The following is a 14,195-nucleotide window of genomic DNA, read 5'->3' as shown; positions in this document are numbered from 1 at the left end:
GTTACAATTCTGGCTCTCCAGGAAACATGCAGGATACTTTGCGCTGATCACCTCTGAAGCGAGTTCAAGACCGGCCGAAACAAGGTTTCGTATCGGCCGCGCCGAGGGGATCAACCATGACACTGCTTGTAATATCCTATCTGGCGGGAGTGCTGACCATTGTCAGCCCCTGTATTCTTCCAGTTCTGCCGTTTGTCTTTTCGCGGTCAGGCCAGCCCTTCGTCCGCAGCATTCTGCCGATGATGGTCGGCATGGCGGCGACCTTCGCGGCGGTCGCAACGCTCGGTGCCGTGGGCGGAAGTTGGGCGGTGCGTGCGAACGAGATCGGACGCTGGGCCGCCATTGCACTGCTGGCGGTGTTCGGCCTGACCCTGATCTCGTCGTGGGCAGCAGCCATCCTGACCCGCCCGATCGTCGCCCTCGGCGGACGGCTGTCGGGTACAGCTGCCACTGCAAAGCCGAACGTGGGCGGATCCCTGCTGCTCGGCATGGCAACAGGCCTGTTGTGGGCGCCCTGTGCTGGTCCGGTCCTGGGATTGGTTCTGACGGGCGCCGCTCTCCAGGGCGCCAATCCGCAGACCTCCTTCCTCTTGGCCACCTACGCCGCCGGCGCGGCAACATCCTTAGCTCTGGCAGTACTGGCAGGGGGCCGGGTGTTTGCGGCGATGAAGCGCTCGCTCGGTCTCGGTCACCGCATCCGGCAAGGTTTGGGTGCCGCGGTTCTCGCCGGCGTGGCAACCATCACCCTTGGCCTCGACACCGGCCTTTTGACGCGTCTGTCCTATGCGAGCACAGCCGGCATCGAACAGTCCTTGCTGGACCGAGCCAATGCGAACTCCAACGCAGCTTCGACGAGCATGCAGCTGGCCGCGAACGATGCTCGCCAGAGCTACCGTAGCAGCCTGCCAATCGAAGGCACGCTTCCGTCCCTCAATGGTGCTGTGCAGTGGTTGAACTCCGAGCCGCTAACGGCTGAGCAGTTGCGCGGCAAGATCGTTCTCGTCGACTTCTGGACGTACTCCTGCATCAACTGCATCCGGACAGTGCCCTACGTGCGCGCCTGGGCTGAGAAGTACAAAGACCAGGGTTTGGTTGTGATCGGCGTCCATGCCCCCGAGTTTGCCTTCGAGAAAAAAATCGACAATGTGAAGCGAGCCATCCAGAACTTCGGCATCACCTACCCGGTGGCGATCGACAACGACTTCAAGATCTGGCGCGCGTTCGGGAACAGCTATTGGCCTGCCCACTACTTCATCGATCGGGATGGGCGCATCCGGCACCATCACTTCGGCGAGGGGGACTACGAGGAGTCGGAGCAGGTCATCCAGGAGTTGCTGGCCGAGGCAAAAGGCGGCCGCAGAACCGCTGGCGGCTTCGTGGCCCCGGATGCACAAGGAGCGGAAGCCGCCCCCGACCTTGACCAGGCGAGATCCGGCGAGACCTATATCGGCTACCAGCGGGCCACGGGCTTCGGCTCGCCTGCTACGATCGAAGCCGATGAGGCACGCGACTACACAGTGGGCCGGTTGCGGCTCAACCAGTGGGGCCTCACCGGAAACTGGACGGTTGGAGCCGAGCAGGCTGTGCTCAATCAGGCCGGAGGGGCAATTTCTTACCAGTTCCGGGCGAGGGACCTGCATCTTGTTCTCGGCCCCGGTCCCGACGGCAAACCAATACGGTTCCAAGTCACCGTTGATGGCAAAACCCCGGGCGCGAGCCGCGGTGCCGACATTGATGCCAGCGGCAACGGGACAGTCTCGGAAACCCGGCTGTACCAGTTAGTCCGACAAGGGGGTGAGGTCCACGAGCGGACCTTCGAGGTTCGGTTCCTCGATGCTGGCGTCTCGGCTTACGTGTTCACATTCGGCTAAGGAGAATAGCAATGCTTATTGATGATCGGCATCCTCCCAGACCTCGCCGGAGATCGAACAGCGTGATGGTTTTTGGCGCAATGATCGGCCTTCTCGGCTTTGCCATGGCCGGCCAACTGCCGTCAGCCGCAGAGGTTCCTCGGCTGGTGCCCGCTACTCTGGTCGATGTGCCCCCGGAGAACGGGACGCAGACGGCGGTTCTGGCTGGCGGCTGCTTCTGGGGCATCCAGGGTGTGTTTCAGCATGTGGAAGGCGTCGTCAGCGCGACAGCCGGATATGCGGGAGGAAGCGCCGAGACGGCCACCTATGAGCAGACGGAAACCGGCCTGACAGGTCATGCCGAAGCGGTCCGTGTCGTGTTCGATCCTCAGAAGATCAGCTATGGAACGCTGCTGCGCATCTTCTTCTCGGCCGCCCACGATCCGACCCAGCTCGACCGTCAGGGGCCGGACATTGGTCCCCAGTATCGCTCCGCGATCTTTCCCATGGACGACCAGCAGGCGAAGGTCGCGAAGGGGTACATCCAGCAACTAGACGACACCAAGGCGTTCAAGTCAGCAATCGCGACGACGGTTGAGCTCGGGAAACCCTTCTATGAGGCAGAGGACTATCACCAGGACTACATGCACGACAATCCCGGGCAGCCTTACATCGCTATCCATGAGCGGCCGAAGATCGAAGCGCTGAGGCGCTTCTTTCCCACCCGTTACCGGGCGCAATCGATCCTGGTTTCGAAACGCGCAGGCTGACTTGCCCGGACGATCAAGCGACTAACAGTCGCGGCGCTGCAGTTCCGTTCAGCGCCGCTCTCTTGTGCGAAAGCAAGCGCCCTGCCTTCTACATGCCGATACAGTTTGCAAGCATTTAAACATAATCCAGATACGAGTAGGTGGCAGGCTCAACCAACCGATGGAAGGTTGAGAGAAAATTGGCGTCACTGCCGAGCCACTCGAACACCATCCTGACCCGGTTCTTACACGGCACACGTGCGCTCTGAACTGCGTCCTCCATTGCAGGGAGGCCCCACCGAAGGGTGGGCACCCAAAAGGAACGAGCAATGCCCGATGCAACAAACATAGCCGAGACGATCGATATCCTGGGTCCGCAGATCCGATTTTTGACTCCGCTGGCCGACGATCCGGATGAATACTGCGTCATTTCCTCCGTTGTGCCACCAAATGTTGTCGTGCCGCTGCACAGCCATTCTGAGCGCGAGACCTTACTGATCCTGTCCGGTAATCTTGAGGCGTTCGACGGGTCGGTGTGGAGCACCTATCGGGCGGGTGATGTCTTCGATGTTCCGAGCTGGACGAAACATGCCTTTCGCAACGCATCGCTAAAGCCTGTATCGGTCATGCTCGTCACTAGCGTGAGCATGGGACGGTTCTTCCGCTACGTCGGCCGTCAGGCAGCCGATGTCCCACCCAGCCCGCCGACAGCTGAAGCCATCGAGGCATTCATGACGGAGGCAGTACGGCACGGCTATTGGCTGGGGAATCCGGCGGAGAACGCAGAGATCGGGATCTTGCTGTAGTTCAGGAGACATGCCGTTTCTGCCGATGAAATGTGATCAAATCGGAATGCCTGCAGGGTGATTTAGGCAAGAATGCGAGACAGCCGTAGCCAGTCTGAGGATTGAAACGTCTGTATCGACTCCCGCGCCACTGCATTATCCGGCCTCTCCTCTCATCCCAGGATGAAGTGCCACGTCGTTCTACGACACTTAACTCACACGTTGATCGAAGGAGAGCCATATGATCGACACTAAAGAGCTGCGCCGCACATCAGGCGCACGCACGGTCTTCGTCAATGAATTGACTAATGGCATCCTTGACCCGGCAGCGCCTATGCTCGGGCCTGTGGCCGATGGTGGGACGATCGTTGCAAACACCGCTCCCGGCTGTTGGGGACCAATGATCACGCCACAGATCCGGGGTGGACACGAAGTCACTCGTCCTGTCGCAGTGGCAGGCGCGGAGGTCGGCGATGCGATCGCGATCCGCATACGGTCGCTTGTCGTTACTTCGGCAGCCACAGCGTCGGGGAACGACAAACCTATGCATGGTCGGTTCAATGGGGACCCCTTCTGCGCAGCAGTTTGCCCGCAATGCAGCACGGAATGGCCACCGACGCGTGTCGAAGGCATCGGCCAGACGGCTATCCGATGCGCGAAATGCGGCACCGATGCGACGCCCTTCACAATGACCAACGGCTATACAATCGCTTTCGATGAGGAGAGGCAGATTGGCCTCACCGTCGGGAAGGCCGAGGCGGAGACGTTCGCACAGGATGCGGAGCGCCTGATGGCGCTGCCGGATGCTTCGATCCAAAACCCCATCCTGACGTTCGCCCCTGCGGATCTCGTTGGTGTCGCGACGCGAGTGCGGCCGTTCCTTGGACAACTGGGAACAACGCCGTCGAAGGCCATGCCTGACTCGCACAATGCGGGCGATTTCGGTGCATCCCTAGGCGGTGCCCCACACATCTATGCCCTCACGCCTGAGGAGCTCGCCGAGCATAAAACTGACGGTCATCTCGACGTGAACACAGTCCGCCAAGGTGCTGTACTAATCTGCCCGGTCAAGGTGCCTGGGGGCGGTATTTATATGGGCGATATGCACGCCCTTCAGGGTGACGGCGAGATCGCCGGCCATACCTGCGACGTAGCAGGAACTGTCACGCTTGAGGTGTATGTCATCAAGGGTTTGAACATTGACGGTCCGATCCTGTTTCCCGTCGTCGACGACGTTCCGTATCTTGCCCGTCCTCTCAATAAAATCGAGCGTCTGCGGGCGCGAGCGTTGGCGCATAAGCACGGCGTGCAGGAGATCGAGGCCGATGCTCCAGTGACGTTCATCGGAACGGGGAGCAACCTCAATGAGGCAACGGCGAATGGGTTGCAGCGCGCCGCCGATCTGCTGGGTGTCAGCGTTCCGGAGGTCATGAACCGGGCTACGTTGGCTGGTGCGATCGAGATTGGCCGCCATCCGGGTGTCGTTCGGGTCACATTCCGCGCACCGTTGAAGCTGCTGGACGCGAAGGGTATCGGCACGTTCGCGAGAGGACTGTACAATCTTTGAGGCCTCATCCCGCTCGGCTGAACTCGTAGGGATGAGCGCCTGGTTGGACAAGCGGTTGCGGAGCGGGGACGGTTCCAAAGGGCTTAATCCAAAGCCCGGGAACAAGAGAAAAGACCGACTACATTGTGATACAAGTTTTGGGCCATCCGAACACAAGCAAGATACGAGCGCTAGTCAATCTTAACCTGACGCTTCGACGCTACGGCGGGCCGCGAGGCCGCGTCACCGCGTCTTGGGCATCTCCGTCATTGGCTGGTCCAGGAGAGTTTAGGCGTCCCCTATCAGATCTAAAGGAGACAATGTAATGACCACGCTCATTAGGGCGCTTGCCGCAGCTGCGGCTGCCACCGTGCTCGCCACCGGAGCCTTAGCCCAGGGCGCCGGAAATGCCGGTAACCCGCCCGTGTTCTTCCCCATCAAGGACGAGCCCGCCCCCAAGCTGATCGTAGATGCCCCGCTTCCTGGGCCGCTGGCGCGGGGTGCCGTCCTCATCCCGTACCGGACGGAGAACTTCCGCATCCTGCCGTTGTTCGGAGAGGCCGCCAGCAACGTCTCCCCGCGCGTCGGGCATCTACACGTCACTGTTGACGATGCTCCTTGGCGTTGGGCGGACACGGGGGGCGGCACCAATACCATTGTGGTGGTTGGGCTGCCGCCGGGCCTGCACAAGGTGAAGCTCGAGTTGGCCAGCCCTGAGCACAAGGTCTTCACTGGGGAAACGGTGACGTTCACCGTGCCTGAGGCCGACTCCCATAAGCACTGAGGATTGTACAGTCTCCGCGTGAGGGCTTCCGATGGGGCCCTCACCAAAAAATGCACCGGCTCCCCTCGGCAGGTTCGGATTCTATGGTCTGCCGGCGAGGATGGGACTTCCATGCAGCCCTTACTGTTGTGGCAGCGCGGGTACACCCTTCTTCCACTCGGGCCAGTGAGATACAATGTGATCAACCAGTCGGCTGCCGACTACCGCAATGTTGTCGACCGTCTCGGCAAATCCGCCCGCCGTCTGGCCCGGGGCTGGATCGAGATGCTGGAGAGTCGTCTCGTTCGGGTTGCCCTGGTCGAAGTTCACCGCGCCCCGCAGGCTCAGAAGCCGTTGGTCTCCCAGCGTCCGCTGAACCACCTGGGCGATCCCAGCCGCCTCCATCTCGGTGATGAGGTAGTCATCCGCTCGGTAGAGCTTGGCAATGTATTGGGCCTGGGCTGACATGCCTGGACCATGGAAGAAGGTGTCGCCCGTCATATGGGTGCCAGTCTTCACCGCCGGGGCTCGCCGGGCAGCCTCCTGCGGGTAGCGCATCCGGTAGGACTGCGCCGCCTCCGAATCCTTCAGGCTCATCTTTCCCGTCAGTTTCATGGCCCAGCCGACGAGATCGGGATTGAGCTGGAACAGCCGGACCTTCTCGTAGCCCTTACGCGGCATAAACGTCGGAGCGCCTGGCTCCCCCTCCTCTGGCGCCCAGCGATGGCCGAGATCGTAGTCGACGAGCCAGGTCCCCCAGCTGACGTCCGCGATAGTGCCGCGTTCCGGCGGGATGCCGGCGACGCCGCTGACGATGACGTAGGCCTCCGACATGTCCAACTGCGAGTTTAGGATGATCGCTTGAACCGACGCGGACGAAGCGACCTTCCCCATCCCGAGGACGGATCCGCAGATGCCGTCATCGTTGCAGTAGACGGGATTTAGGGCCCCTTTGACGATGATTGGCTTGCTCTGGCTGAAGTAGCGTTCGTACCAGGGCTGGAACTCGCCGGCCCGGTCGCCGGTGTTCTGGCCGATCTCGAACATGGCGCCGATGAAGACCTTCACCTTCACAGGCTCATCGGCAGAAGCGGACGATGCCATGGCAAACGTGAGTGAAAGGGCAGCTGCGGCGATTTTGGCTGACTTGTGAAATGACATGAGAAAACTCCTTGCGGCGAGGCTCACGGCTAAGCACGTCGCCAGTCAAAGGCCAAGGTTGACGAACGCGCGCCACACCAATCTTTGAATAGCCGAAGGGATCCTCTCAGGATCTCGTATTCAGATAACCGATGATGCGCCCTCTTCTGCAGCTGGTGCTGCCTTACCCTCGCATCAGGCGAGTATCGTCTGAGCCTACTGGTCTCTCCGTCGCGATCGCATGGGGTCGCCGGCTAACCGAATGCCTCATGAGGATCAGGGTGGCACTGCCTCGATCAGGTCCCATCAAGACCGGAGAAGTCGACATGGACCTGCCGTCCGGTGTCTTCCCCGGTACGCTTCTCTACCGCTGGGACATAGCCAACCCCGGCGGTGTTCACGAGGAAATCGATGGATCCGAATCGGGCCTTGCCTTCCTGGATGACGCGAGCGATGTCGTCCGGCTTTGTGCCATCGAGGGCGACGATGGCTGCCGTATGTGGGAAGGTATTTGCCAGATCCTGCACTGCCGCCGTATTGCGGGTTGCGAGGACCGCCAGATGACCCTGCCTGAGAACGGCTTTAGCCAAGGTTAGGCCAAGACCACGGGAGCTCTCGGCAATGAGCCAAACTGGACCTTTTGGTTTCTTCCTCGCAGGAGCGATGCCGCTGACATCGCCGGTTCGTAACCAGATGGGAACACCCATGATAGTCTCCGTTATGTCTACAGGAAAGCCACAGTCGACTGAATCCGCATCTCTCACTTGAATGTCACGAGCGGCTTTCCCTTCTCGACTAGGTACGTGGCGAGCTCCGACGCCTTGCCGGGGCCGACATTCCTGACCCAGTGGGAGGTTCCGGCCGGAATGAACAGGGCTTCGCCCGCGTTGAGCGTGACCGGGGGCCTACCCTCGAGGTTATATTCCAGCGTCCCTTCGAGGATGTACGCGACCTCTTCGCCCGGATGGGTGTGAGCGGCGGCCGTCGCTTCATGGGGGAAATCGACGCGGGTCTGGATGACCTCCCGCCCGGGTTGGCTTAGATCGTTCTGCAAGACATCGGTGCGGCCAATACCCGAGAACTGCATGACTTGGTTGGTCGGCTGCTGGGCCTGCGCCGACTGCAGCGTCAACCCGCTTGCAACGACCAGCACCGCTGCCGTGATCACTCGAGTTGCTTTCATGAGTTTATCCTTTCCTTGAGGCATGTGTCGGTGCTTCCATATGTAATCCGACGATCATTGATCGAAGTTTAGGACGCCACTTGCAGCCACGCGCTGAAGTGTTCCCGCTGTTCCCAGGAGGAGAACTGACCACCCCTGCCGACCTCGAAGACTACCGAGTGAAAAGAGCAACAATCGCGGGCAATTCCCTCGGGTCGGTGTCCCATGCACACGGCGCTACGGCAAGCGCCAGCACGGCTACGGCCGCTACGAAAATTCGTATCGATGGGTCCCTTCTCCTGTGCTCATGTTCGGCGGCTGGGCGCCGCCTGTGGAGCGACCCCGCGGCGGCACCCGAAGGGCGGCGTCACTTAGACGAGCGCGATCGTGACATCAATGTTGCCGCGCGTTGCCTTGGAATAAGGGCACGTCTGGTGCGCTTCGTCGACAAGGGCCTGCGCCGTTGCAGTATCGATGCCTGGCAGGCTCACCTTGAGGCGGGCCTGGAGGAAATAGGCGTCGCCAGTGTGTCCTACGTCGACCTCCGCATCAACCGCGTGGTTTTCGGGAAGAGCTATCTTCCTTTTGCTGGCTGCGATGCCAATCGCGCTGAGAAAGCAGGCCGACCACCCGGCGGCAAAGAGTTGCTCCGGATTGGTGCCGCTGCCTGTACTCCCGAAGTGGGACAGCTTGACATCAAGACGAGCGTCGTCGCTTCGGGACGCACCATCGCGGCCGCCAGACGTGTGGGTCTTACCTGTATAGAGGACCTTTTCGATGTTCGGCATGGTAGAGTATCCTTGCTGTGATGCTGACGGATCCGTCGATCAGCGGAGCCATGGAATGCTCGGACCAAGTATCCGGCATGTTTTCCGATCGGCCGAAAATGTAAGCCAGAGTTGCTTTCTACGTGTCTGACACATAATGCTACAAACATTCAGCTTGCGAGAACGGTACCGAGACTTCCTCGTTTCAGCTATGCTCCAACAGGCAGACCCTGAATGACCGTATTTGTATCCCTGTGTATCTGTGCTGCTCATCACTACAGAACCTTTCAGAAACCTCCCTGCAGAAACACACTGGAGACACATTGGCATTCGTTTCTGCGGTTCCGGTTCATTCAGCGGGGACAAATTATGGCAGAAAAGATCGACCATTTCCGTCGGCGCCTTGTGAGTGCTACAACATTAACCGTTGCGGCTGCTCAGCTCGGTGTCATAGGCGCGCGAGCCCAATCGGGCAGCCAGGCACCTTACCGCCTTCCAGCGGTCACGCCGGGCACCAACACGTCGTTCGCCTCCCTCAAGCAGGTCAACGCAGGCGTGCTGAATGTCGGCTATGCGGATATCGCCCCCCCTAATGGGACGCCGGTGATCCTCCTGCACGGCTGGCCTTACGACATCCATACCTATGTGGATGTGGCACCGCTGCTCGCCGAGGGAGGCTACCGGGTGATCGTGCCCTATCTCCGCGGCTATGGAACGACGCGTTTCCTGTCTGACGACACGCCCCGGAACGGCCAGCAGTCGGCGATCGCTGTCGACGTCATCGCCCTGATGGACGCTCTGCGGATCGAAAAAGCCGTCGTCGCGGGCTGCGACTGGGGGGCCCGGACAGCCAACATCCTCGCGGCGCTCTGGCCGGAACGCGTCAAGGCGATGGTTTCCGTCAGCGGTTATCTGATCGGCAGCCAAGAGCTCAACAGGATGCCCTTGCCGCCCAAGGCCGAGCTGCAGTGGTGGTACCAGTACTATTTCGCAACGGAGCGCGGTCAGGCCGGGTACGAGAAATACCGGAGTGATTTCGCGAGATTGATCTGGGAACTCGCTTCGCCGAAGTGGAACTTCGATGACGCCACATTCAACCGGAGCGCTGCGGCCTTCGACAACCCGGATCACGTCGCGATCACGATCCACAATTACCGGTGGCGGCTCGGATTGGCGGAAGGCGAGGCCAAGTACGATGCTCTCGAGAGGCGGCTCGCCGCGTTCCCGGTGATCGGCGTTCCGACGATCACCCTGGAAGGAGATGCCAATGGTGCACCCCACCCCGATCCGGCGGCTTACGCCAAGAAGTTCTCGGCCACGTACGAACATCGGCTGATCTCCGGTGGGATCGGCCATAACCTGCCGCAAGAGGCGCCGCAGGCCTTCGCGCAAGCCGTGGTGGACATTGATCGCGCCTGATACGGGGGTAGCAGCTCCATTGGCTGAACTCGCCGGTGCCTGGGTGATCGAGACCACCCACTCTCGAGAAACGGGCACCGGCGTGCACGCAATGAACCATAAAACATTGGTCAATTAGAACTGGGTCGCAATATCTCGAAAAGAGACGAACGGGATACTTGTTGACTTCAGCGGATACGCTCCACATTCCGTTCTCCGGGGTGACGGCAGGAGAGCCTCGACTGACTGAAGAGGTAACAGATCCAAAGGTTCCTCTGACCCTAAATTTGTTCTTCGCTTGACGGGTCTGCCAAAATTAGCCGGACGCATCGTTGGGCGGAAACTAGCTTCCTAACCAACCTTTCAGCACCAGCATCGTCGATGTCAGGTTCACGAGCGCTATTACAACAGTGATCATCAAGACAATGCGGCAGGCCTGAGGAGTTTCCCCGTTTCGGTTGCGCAAGTCGTTTCTTGAACTTTCGTTGTCCCTGATCGTCTCAGCTAAGATCCAAGCACTATCACTGGGTAATCCCACGGATTGCGTTACTTCGGTCATCAGGAAGCCGCCCACGTCATATGTTGGCGTCTTCACAGAGTGCGATGATCCTTCCGATCTTTGTGTCAGCAATGTCGGCAAGGACGCTGTTGGGTGAACTCGCTCGCACGCGACGCACCAGCGCGCTCAACTCGGCCAGCAAAGCTGGTGGATACTGCGAGTCGTCAACCCTGAACAAGCGGCCCATCGCATCAGGAAGCACTGATCGTATCTCGGTAACTTTGGGAGGGGATTCATTCAGGGGTTGGGACGAAGATGGATCGCCGATTATAGTTGTGGCGCTCGGTGTCGCCAGAAAACGATTAGAGTGACAGTTAATCTCTTCAGACATGTGTCTCTTCACTATGTTAAGTTGAGTGGGAAATAGCGGTCACAAGTATCTCCTTTGTTTCACGAACCGCAAAAATTGCATGCTGATGTATCATCCCGTACAAATGCGCCGGTCATGCCAGAGTTCGATCGTTTCCTATTCTGAAGGGCCGTCGCCTCTACAGTTTGGCTAGTTATGCAGACGCTTGGTCGCAATCCTTTTTGCCGCGTGATCGAAATCAATCAATCCGATGCCGCAGCTTGCTCGGGATCCCCAGCCGCTGCAAAGAGCCTGTGGGTCCGATTGCAACAAGAAGCTGCTTCCTTGGAAGCAGTTCCAAGCAAGCGGGGCTCAAGTCCGCGTCACGCCTCGGTTGTGTGAAACGAGTAGACGAAGCGGCCAGGCAATACAGCCGTAAGGGCAGAGCGCGAAACCAGCCGCTTGTGTGTTCGACAGCACTGCCCTGTACGGGTGACCTTCCGAACATGGCCGTGCTTCTCCTAGGGGAACGATCACTACCAGCCAAGCGCGAGCAATGCACCATGGGCGATTTTCCAGCCGCACCTCGGGAGCGGTGTGACGAAAAGCGGCCTCAATCCTACACGGAAAGACAGTTTTTGCTATCCCCAGACACAATCGAGATACGAGCCAGCGTCAGGGTCAGAAGCAACCCGCCTCACGCATGGAGAGGTCGGACGATGGAGAGCAAACGGTCTGGCCTCAGGAATCCGATTGAAGGATGTTATCATGCTTTTGCTTGGTTCTGTTGTGGCAGCGATTGCGCGGGTCGCCCGTCGCTACACTGTGGCAACCCCTGCTTCATGGCTCCTGCATCGCACAAAGCCTCAGGTATTCGGCGATGACGCGGTTTCCGGCGCAAAAAGATTTTTGACGCTCGACATTACGAATTTGGCCTCGGGTGAAACCAGCTCTCTCGGTTTGTTTCTTATGCCTCGGCCGTCCATCCTGCATGGCACAAGAGTTTACGGGGCAACAATTATCCATCAGGACTCCACCGTCTATTCCGCCTGGTTTATCACAGATGGATCTAACTGCCTGATCGTCTTCGTTGGCGCTACAATAGCCTCAAGTATCGAATTCAGGATGAAGCCTTGGTCGCGCAGAATCGCGATCGCCGGCTTGCTTCCAGATTCAGTTCCATTCTCCAGTAGCGACGATGCAGCCTCCACCTGCGTCTGGAGGTACTGCGCCGCAGCGCGATCAATCATCGATGTGGAACATCCGACGACCCGATCCGACCTCAGGCGAGTTCGCCGGCGTATAGCCAAGCTCCTTCATCCCGATCTGGTTTCGGGAAGCACGGTTGCCTGCCGCGCCCGCGCTATGGCGATCATGAATGCGGAACTGGACGAACTCGGGCTGCAGTTTCCAACGTAAGTGAATCCAGCCAATGATGGTTTCGCTCCGCCGAGTGTTCAATTCTGAAACCCCTTCGCCATGAGCTGCCGCTCAGCCGGAGTCGGGTTTCCGAGATCGACGATCCGGCCGCCTGTTTCCCTCCCCTTCACCATTGCTACGGCCCGTGATCCATCGGCTGCGATCAGGAAGGCGAGGTAATTGTCAGCGCACTTATCTTGTCAGCGCACTTATGCGGCTTGCAAATCCCACCCGCAAAGTACACCTTGCTATCCACCTGTACCTGCTCAACCGGCATGCCATTTCCTTCAAACCGGCCGAGCCAAGCGGTGCGTTTCAACCGGGCCGGCAAGATGTGCAGATAGGCTTGGTAATGAATCGGCATCTTCTTGCGGAGGTCCCATGGATAATCAGGGAAGCCAGCGGAAGCCGCCTGGATGGGGGTCCTCGCGCACAGGAGGGATCCCGCAGCCACAAGGCCGACGCCGAGAACGTACCTGAGAAACTGAATTGTCATTGCCGCCCCTTTGATCGCCTGCCGACCTTCTGGCCATGTCACGGATCGCCCGGGAATTTACCCAGGCAGCGTGGTCAGTCTACGCTGCGGACCAAGCCAAACTGCCGGTAGGGTAAATGCCGAGGCTGATCCCACCGTTCGCAGCAACCGCATCGGGCCGCTCTAAGATTCCTGATCAACCCGAACTCTCCTGTCGGCGTGAAACAGCTACTCGTGTGGCTTGCGAAAACGTTCTGGCATCTGGGAATTACTGGCAGGGTCTGTGTCGTGCCGCGACAAACGTGTGATCCGTGTACCATCCACCAAGGGCTGTAATCAGCCTCTAGGGCGTCAGCCCCCTCCTTCGGATAGGCGTTGTCACGTTAACCCGGACGTGAGATCGAGCGGTGTAGATGGTCTGCATGAGTCAGCCTATCAGTTACAAACGCCATCGATTCCCACCCCAGATCATCGCTCATGCGATCTGGTTGTACTTCCGTTTTCCTCTGAGCCTCCGGCTCGTCGAGGAGATGCTGCTCGAGCGCGGCATCCTCGTCTCCTATGAGACCGTCCGGCGCTGGGCGCTGAAGTTCGGGCCGGCGTACGCTTGCCGCCTTAGGCGCAAGGCACCCAGTCGCCGCGACATATGGCACCTCGATGAGGTCGTGGTCACGATCTCCGGCCAGAAGCACTGGCTCTGGCGGGCGGTGGATCAGGACGGCTATGTGCTCGATGAGGTTGTCCAGACCCGCCGCGACACCAAGGCCGCCAAGCGCTTGTTGAGGCGTCTCTTGCGCAAGCAGGGCTGCCCACCCCGGCGGATGATCACCGACAAGCTCGGCTCTTATGCTGCCGCCCGGCGTCAGGTCATGCCAGACGTCGCACACCGCTCGCACAAGGGGCTTAACAATCGCGCGGAAAATTCACATCTGCCGTTCCGGCGACGCGAGCGGGTGATGCAAGGCTTTCGATCGCCCAGGTACCTGCAGCGGTTCGTCAGCGTGTTCTCGGCCGTCCGCAACCTGTTCGTTCCACCCCGCTCCCGCCGCTCCGCCCGTGCGACCTACCTTCACCGCCTCAACGCCATGGCGGAATGGAAGTCTGCGGCCAACATTATTGCTTGAGCCTGTCCGGCGACCAAATCGGCCTTAATGCGCCTGGCGGCGGTTAACGTGATGTCGTGGATGGCGCCCTCCACCAGCGTCGGACATGCCAGAATGGGCATGTTGAAGAACCGGAGAGGATCCACGCTCATGTCTGAGATTGTCACAATCGGCCTTGATATCGCGAAGA

14 protein-coding genes are annotated in these 14,195 nt (G+C 59.6%); 8 read left to right on the top strand and 6 right to left on the bottom strand.

Translation table 11 applies throughout. The features are described from left to right. Positions 1–116: 116 nt before the first annotated feature. The 5 genes from NF876_RS20725 to NF876_RS20705 all read left to right on the top strand — a co-directional run bounded on the left by NF876_RS20725 (position 117) and on the right by NF876_RS20705 (position 5,714). Positions 117–1,871, top strand: coding sequence for a cytochrome c biogenesis protein DipZ (locus NF876_RS20725; protein WP_262270531.1), 1,755 nt, complete (start codon positions 117–119; stop codon positions 1,869–1,871). A 65-nt stretch (positions 1,872–1,936) separates the two neighbouring features. Next, positions 1,937–2,620 carry a peptide-methionine (S)-S-oxide reductase MsrA gene (gene msrA, locus NF876_RS20720; RefSeq protein ID WP_262270530.1) on the top strand — a complete coding sequence of 228 codons (684 nt, stop codon included), beginning with the start codon at positions 1,937–1,939 and terminating at the stop codon, positions 2,618–2,620. A gap of 308 nt (positions 2,621–2,928) precedes the next feature. Beyond that, positions 2,929–3,405: a cupin domain-containing protein gene (locus NF876_RS20715; protein ID WP_262270529.1), complete on the top strand. Its 477-nt coding sequence runs from the start codon at positions 2,929–2,931 to the stop codon at positions 3,403–3,405. Positions 3,406–3,625: 220 nt separating this feature from the next. Then, complete coding sequence (locus tag NF876_RS20710; protein ID WP_262270528.1) at positions 3,626–4,951, top strand: acetamidase/formamidase family protein; 1,326 nt, start codon at positions 3,626–3,628, stop codon at positions 4,949–4,951. A gap of 304 nt (positions 4,952–5,255) precedes the next feature. Further along, positions 5,256–5,714 (top strand): DUF6130 family protein, encoded by a 459-nt coding sequence (locus NF876_RS20705; protein WP_262270527.1) that lies wholly within the window; start codon positions 5,256–5,258, stop codon positions 5,712–5,714. Between the two features lie 120 nt (positions 5,715–5,834). On the opposite strand, the gene NF876_RS20700 is transcribed toward NF876_RS20705, so the two are convergent. From NF876_RS20700 to NF876_RS20685, 4 genes are all read right to left on the bottom strand, one after another. Next, positions 5,835–6,854, bottom strand: coding sequence for a purine-nucleoside phosphorylase (locus NF876_RS20700; protein WP_262270526.1), 1,020 nt, complete (start codon positions 6,852–6,854; stop codon positions 5,835–5,837). Positions 6,855–7,129: 275 nt separating this feature from the next. Further along, positions 7,130–7,540 carry an SDR family NAD(P)-dependent oxidoreductase gene (locus tag NF876_RS20695; RefSeq protein WP_262270525.1) on the bottom strand — a complete coding sequence of 137 codons (411 nt, stop codon included), beginning with the start codon at positions 7,538–7,540 and terminating at the stop codon, positions 7,130–7,132. A 53-nt stretch (positions 7,541–7,593) separates the two neighbouring features. Beyond that, on the bottom strand, positions 7,594–8,016 hold the full coding sequence (locus NF876_RS20690; protein WP_262270524.1) for a cupin domain-containing protein: 423 nt from the start codon (positions 8,014–8,016) through the stop codon (positions 7,594–7,596). A gap of 350 nt (positions 8,017–8,366) precedes the next feature. Further along, positions 8,367–8,783, bottom strand: coding sequence for an organic hydroperoxide resistance protein (locus tag NF876_RS20685; protein WP_262270523.1), 417 nt, complete (start codon positions 8,781–8,783; stop codon positions 8,367–8,369). A gap of 348 nt (positions 8,784–9,131) precedes the next feature. Between NF876_RS20685 and NF876_RS20680 the strand changes: the two genes are divergently transcribed. Continuing rightward, positions 9,132–10,181, top strand: coding sequence for an alpha/beta fold hydrolase (locus tag NF876_RS20680; protein ID WP_262270522.1), 1,050 nt, complete (start codon positions 9,132–9,134; stop codon positions 10,179–10,181). 554 nt (positions 10,182–10,735) lie between these two features. Here NF876_RS20680 and NF876_RS20675 read toward each other — a convergent pair. Further along, complete coding sequence (locus NF876_RS20675) at positions 10,736–11,050, bottom strand: hypothetical protein (protein ID WP_262270521.1); 315 nt, start codon at positions 11,048–11,050, stop codon at positions 10,736–10,738. Between the two features lie 726 nt (positions 11,051–11,776). On the opposite strand from NF876_RS20675, the gene NF876_RS20670 reads away from it, so the two are divergent. Next, positions 11,777–12,427, top strand: coding sequence for a hypothetical protein (locus NF876_RS20670; protein ID WP_262270520.1), 651 nt, complete (start codon positions 11,777–11,779; stop codon positions 12,425–12,427). 163 nt (positions 12,428–12,590) lie between these two features. Here NF876_RS20670 and NF876_RS20665 read toward each other — a convergent pair whose 3' ends face one another. Continuing rightward, on the bottom strand, positions 12,591–12,923 hold the full coding sequence (locus NF876_RS20665; protein ID WP_262270519.1) for an Ivy family c-type lysozyme inhibitor: 333 nt from the start codon (positions 12,921–12,923) through the stop codon (positions 12,591–12,593). Positions 12,924–13,324: 401 nt separating this feature from the next. Between NF876_RS20665 and NF876_RS20660 the strand changes: the two genes are divergently transcribed. After that, the gene (locus tag NF876_RS20660) at positions 13,325–14,026 is read left to right on the top strand and encodes an IS6 family transposase (protein WP_262270518.1); all 702 of its coding nucleotides are present in this window, start codon (positions 13,325–13,327) and stop codon (positions 14,024–14,026) included. Positions 14,027–14,195: the final 169 nt, after the last annotated feature.

The organism is Microvirga yunnanensis, from assembly GCF_025460875.1.
Note: the sequence above shows the minus strand (reverse complement) of the source record. Positions and strands in the feature narration are given on the sequence as shown.

Bases quoted from the DNA above. Each gene is read 5' to 3' on its own strand.
- NF876_RS20695 (WP_262270525.1), bottom strand. From the start codon at position 7,540: ATGGGTGTTCCCATCTGGTTACGAACCGGCGATGTCAGCGGCATCGCT.
- NF876_RS20685 (WP_262270523.1), bottom strand. From the start codon at position 8,783: ATGCCGAACATCGAAAAGGTCCTCTATACAGGTAAGACCCACACGTCT.
- NF876_RS20710 (WP_262270528.1), top strand. From the start codon at position 3,626: ATGATCGACACTAAAGAGCTGCGCCGCACATCAGGCGCACGCACGGTC.
- NF876_RS20725 (WP_262270531.1), top strand. From the start codon at position 117: ATGACACTGCTTGTAATATCCTATCTGGCGGGAGTGCTGACCATTGTC.
- NF876_RS20660 (WP_262270518.1), top strand. From the start codon at position 13,325: ATGAGTCAGCCTATCAGTTACAAACGCCATCGATTCCCACCCCAGATC.
- NF876_RS20700 (WP_262270526.1), bottom strand. From the start codon at position 6,854: ATGTCATTTCACAAGTCAGCCAAAATCGCCGCAGCTGCCCTTTCACTC.
- NF876_RS20690 (WP_262270524.1), bottom strand. From the start codon at position 8,016: ATGAAAGCAACTCGAGTGATCACGGCAGCGGTGCTGGTCGTTGCAAGC.
- NF876_RS20680 (WP_262270522.1), top strand. From the start codon at position 9,132: ATGGCAGAAAAGATCGACCATTTCCGTCGGCGCCTTGTGAGTGCTACA.
- msrA (WP_262270530.1), top strand. From the start codon at position 1,937: ATGGTTTTTGGCGCAATGATCGGCCTTCTCGGCTTTGCCATGGCCGGC.
- NF876_RS20705 (WP_262270527.1), top strand. From the start codon at position 5,256: ATGACCACGCTCATTAGGGCGCTTGCCGCAGCTGCGGCTGCCACCGTG.
- NF876_RS20670 (WP_262270520.1), top strand. From the start codon at position 11,777: ATGCTTTTGCTTGGTTCTGTTGTGGCAGCGATTGCGCGGGTCGCCCGT.
- NF876_RS20715 (WP_262270529.1), top strand. From the start codon at position 2,929: ATGCCCGATGCAACAAACATAGCCGAGACGATCGATATCCTGGGTCCG.
- NF876_RS20665 (WP_262270519.1), bottom strand. From the start codon at position 12,923: ATGACAATTCAGTTTCTCAGGTACGTTCTCGGCGTCGGCCTTGTGGCT.
- NF876_RS20675 (WP_262270521.1), bottom strand. From the start codon at position 11,050: ATGTCTGAAGAGATTAACTGTCACTCTAATCGTTTTCTGGCGACACCG.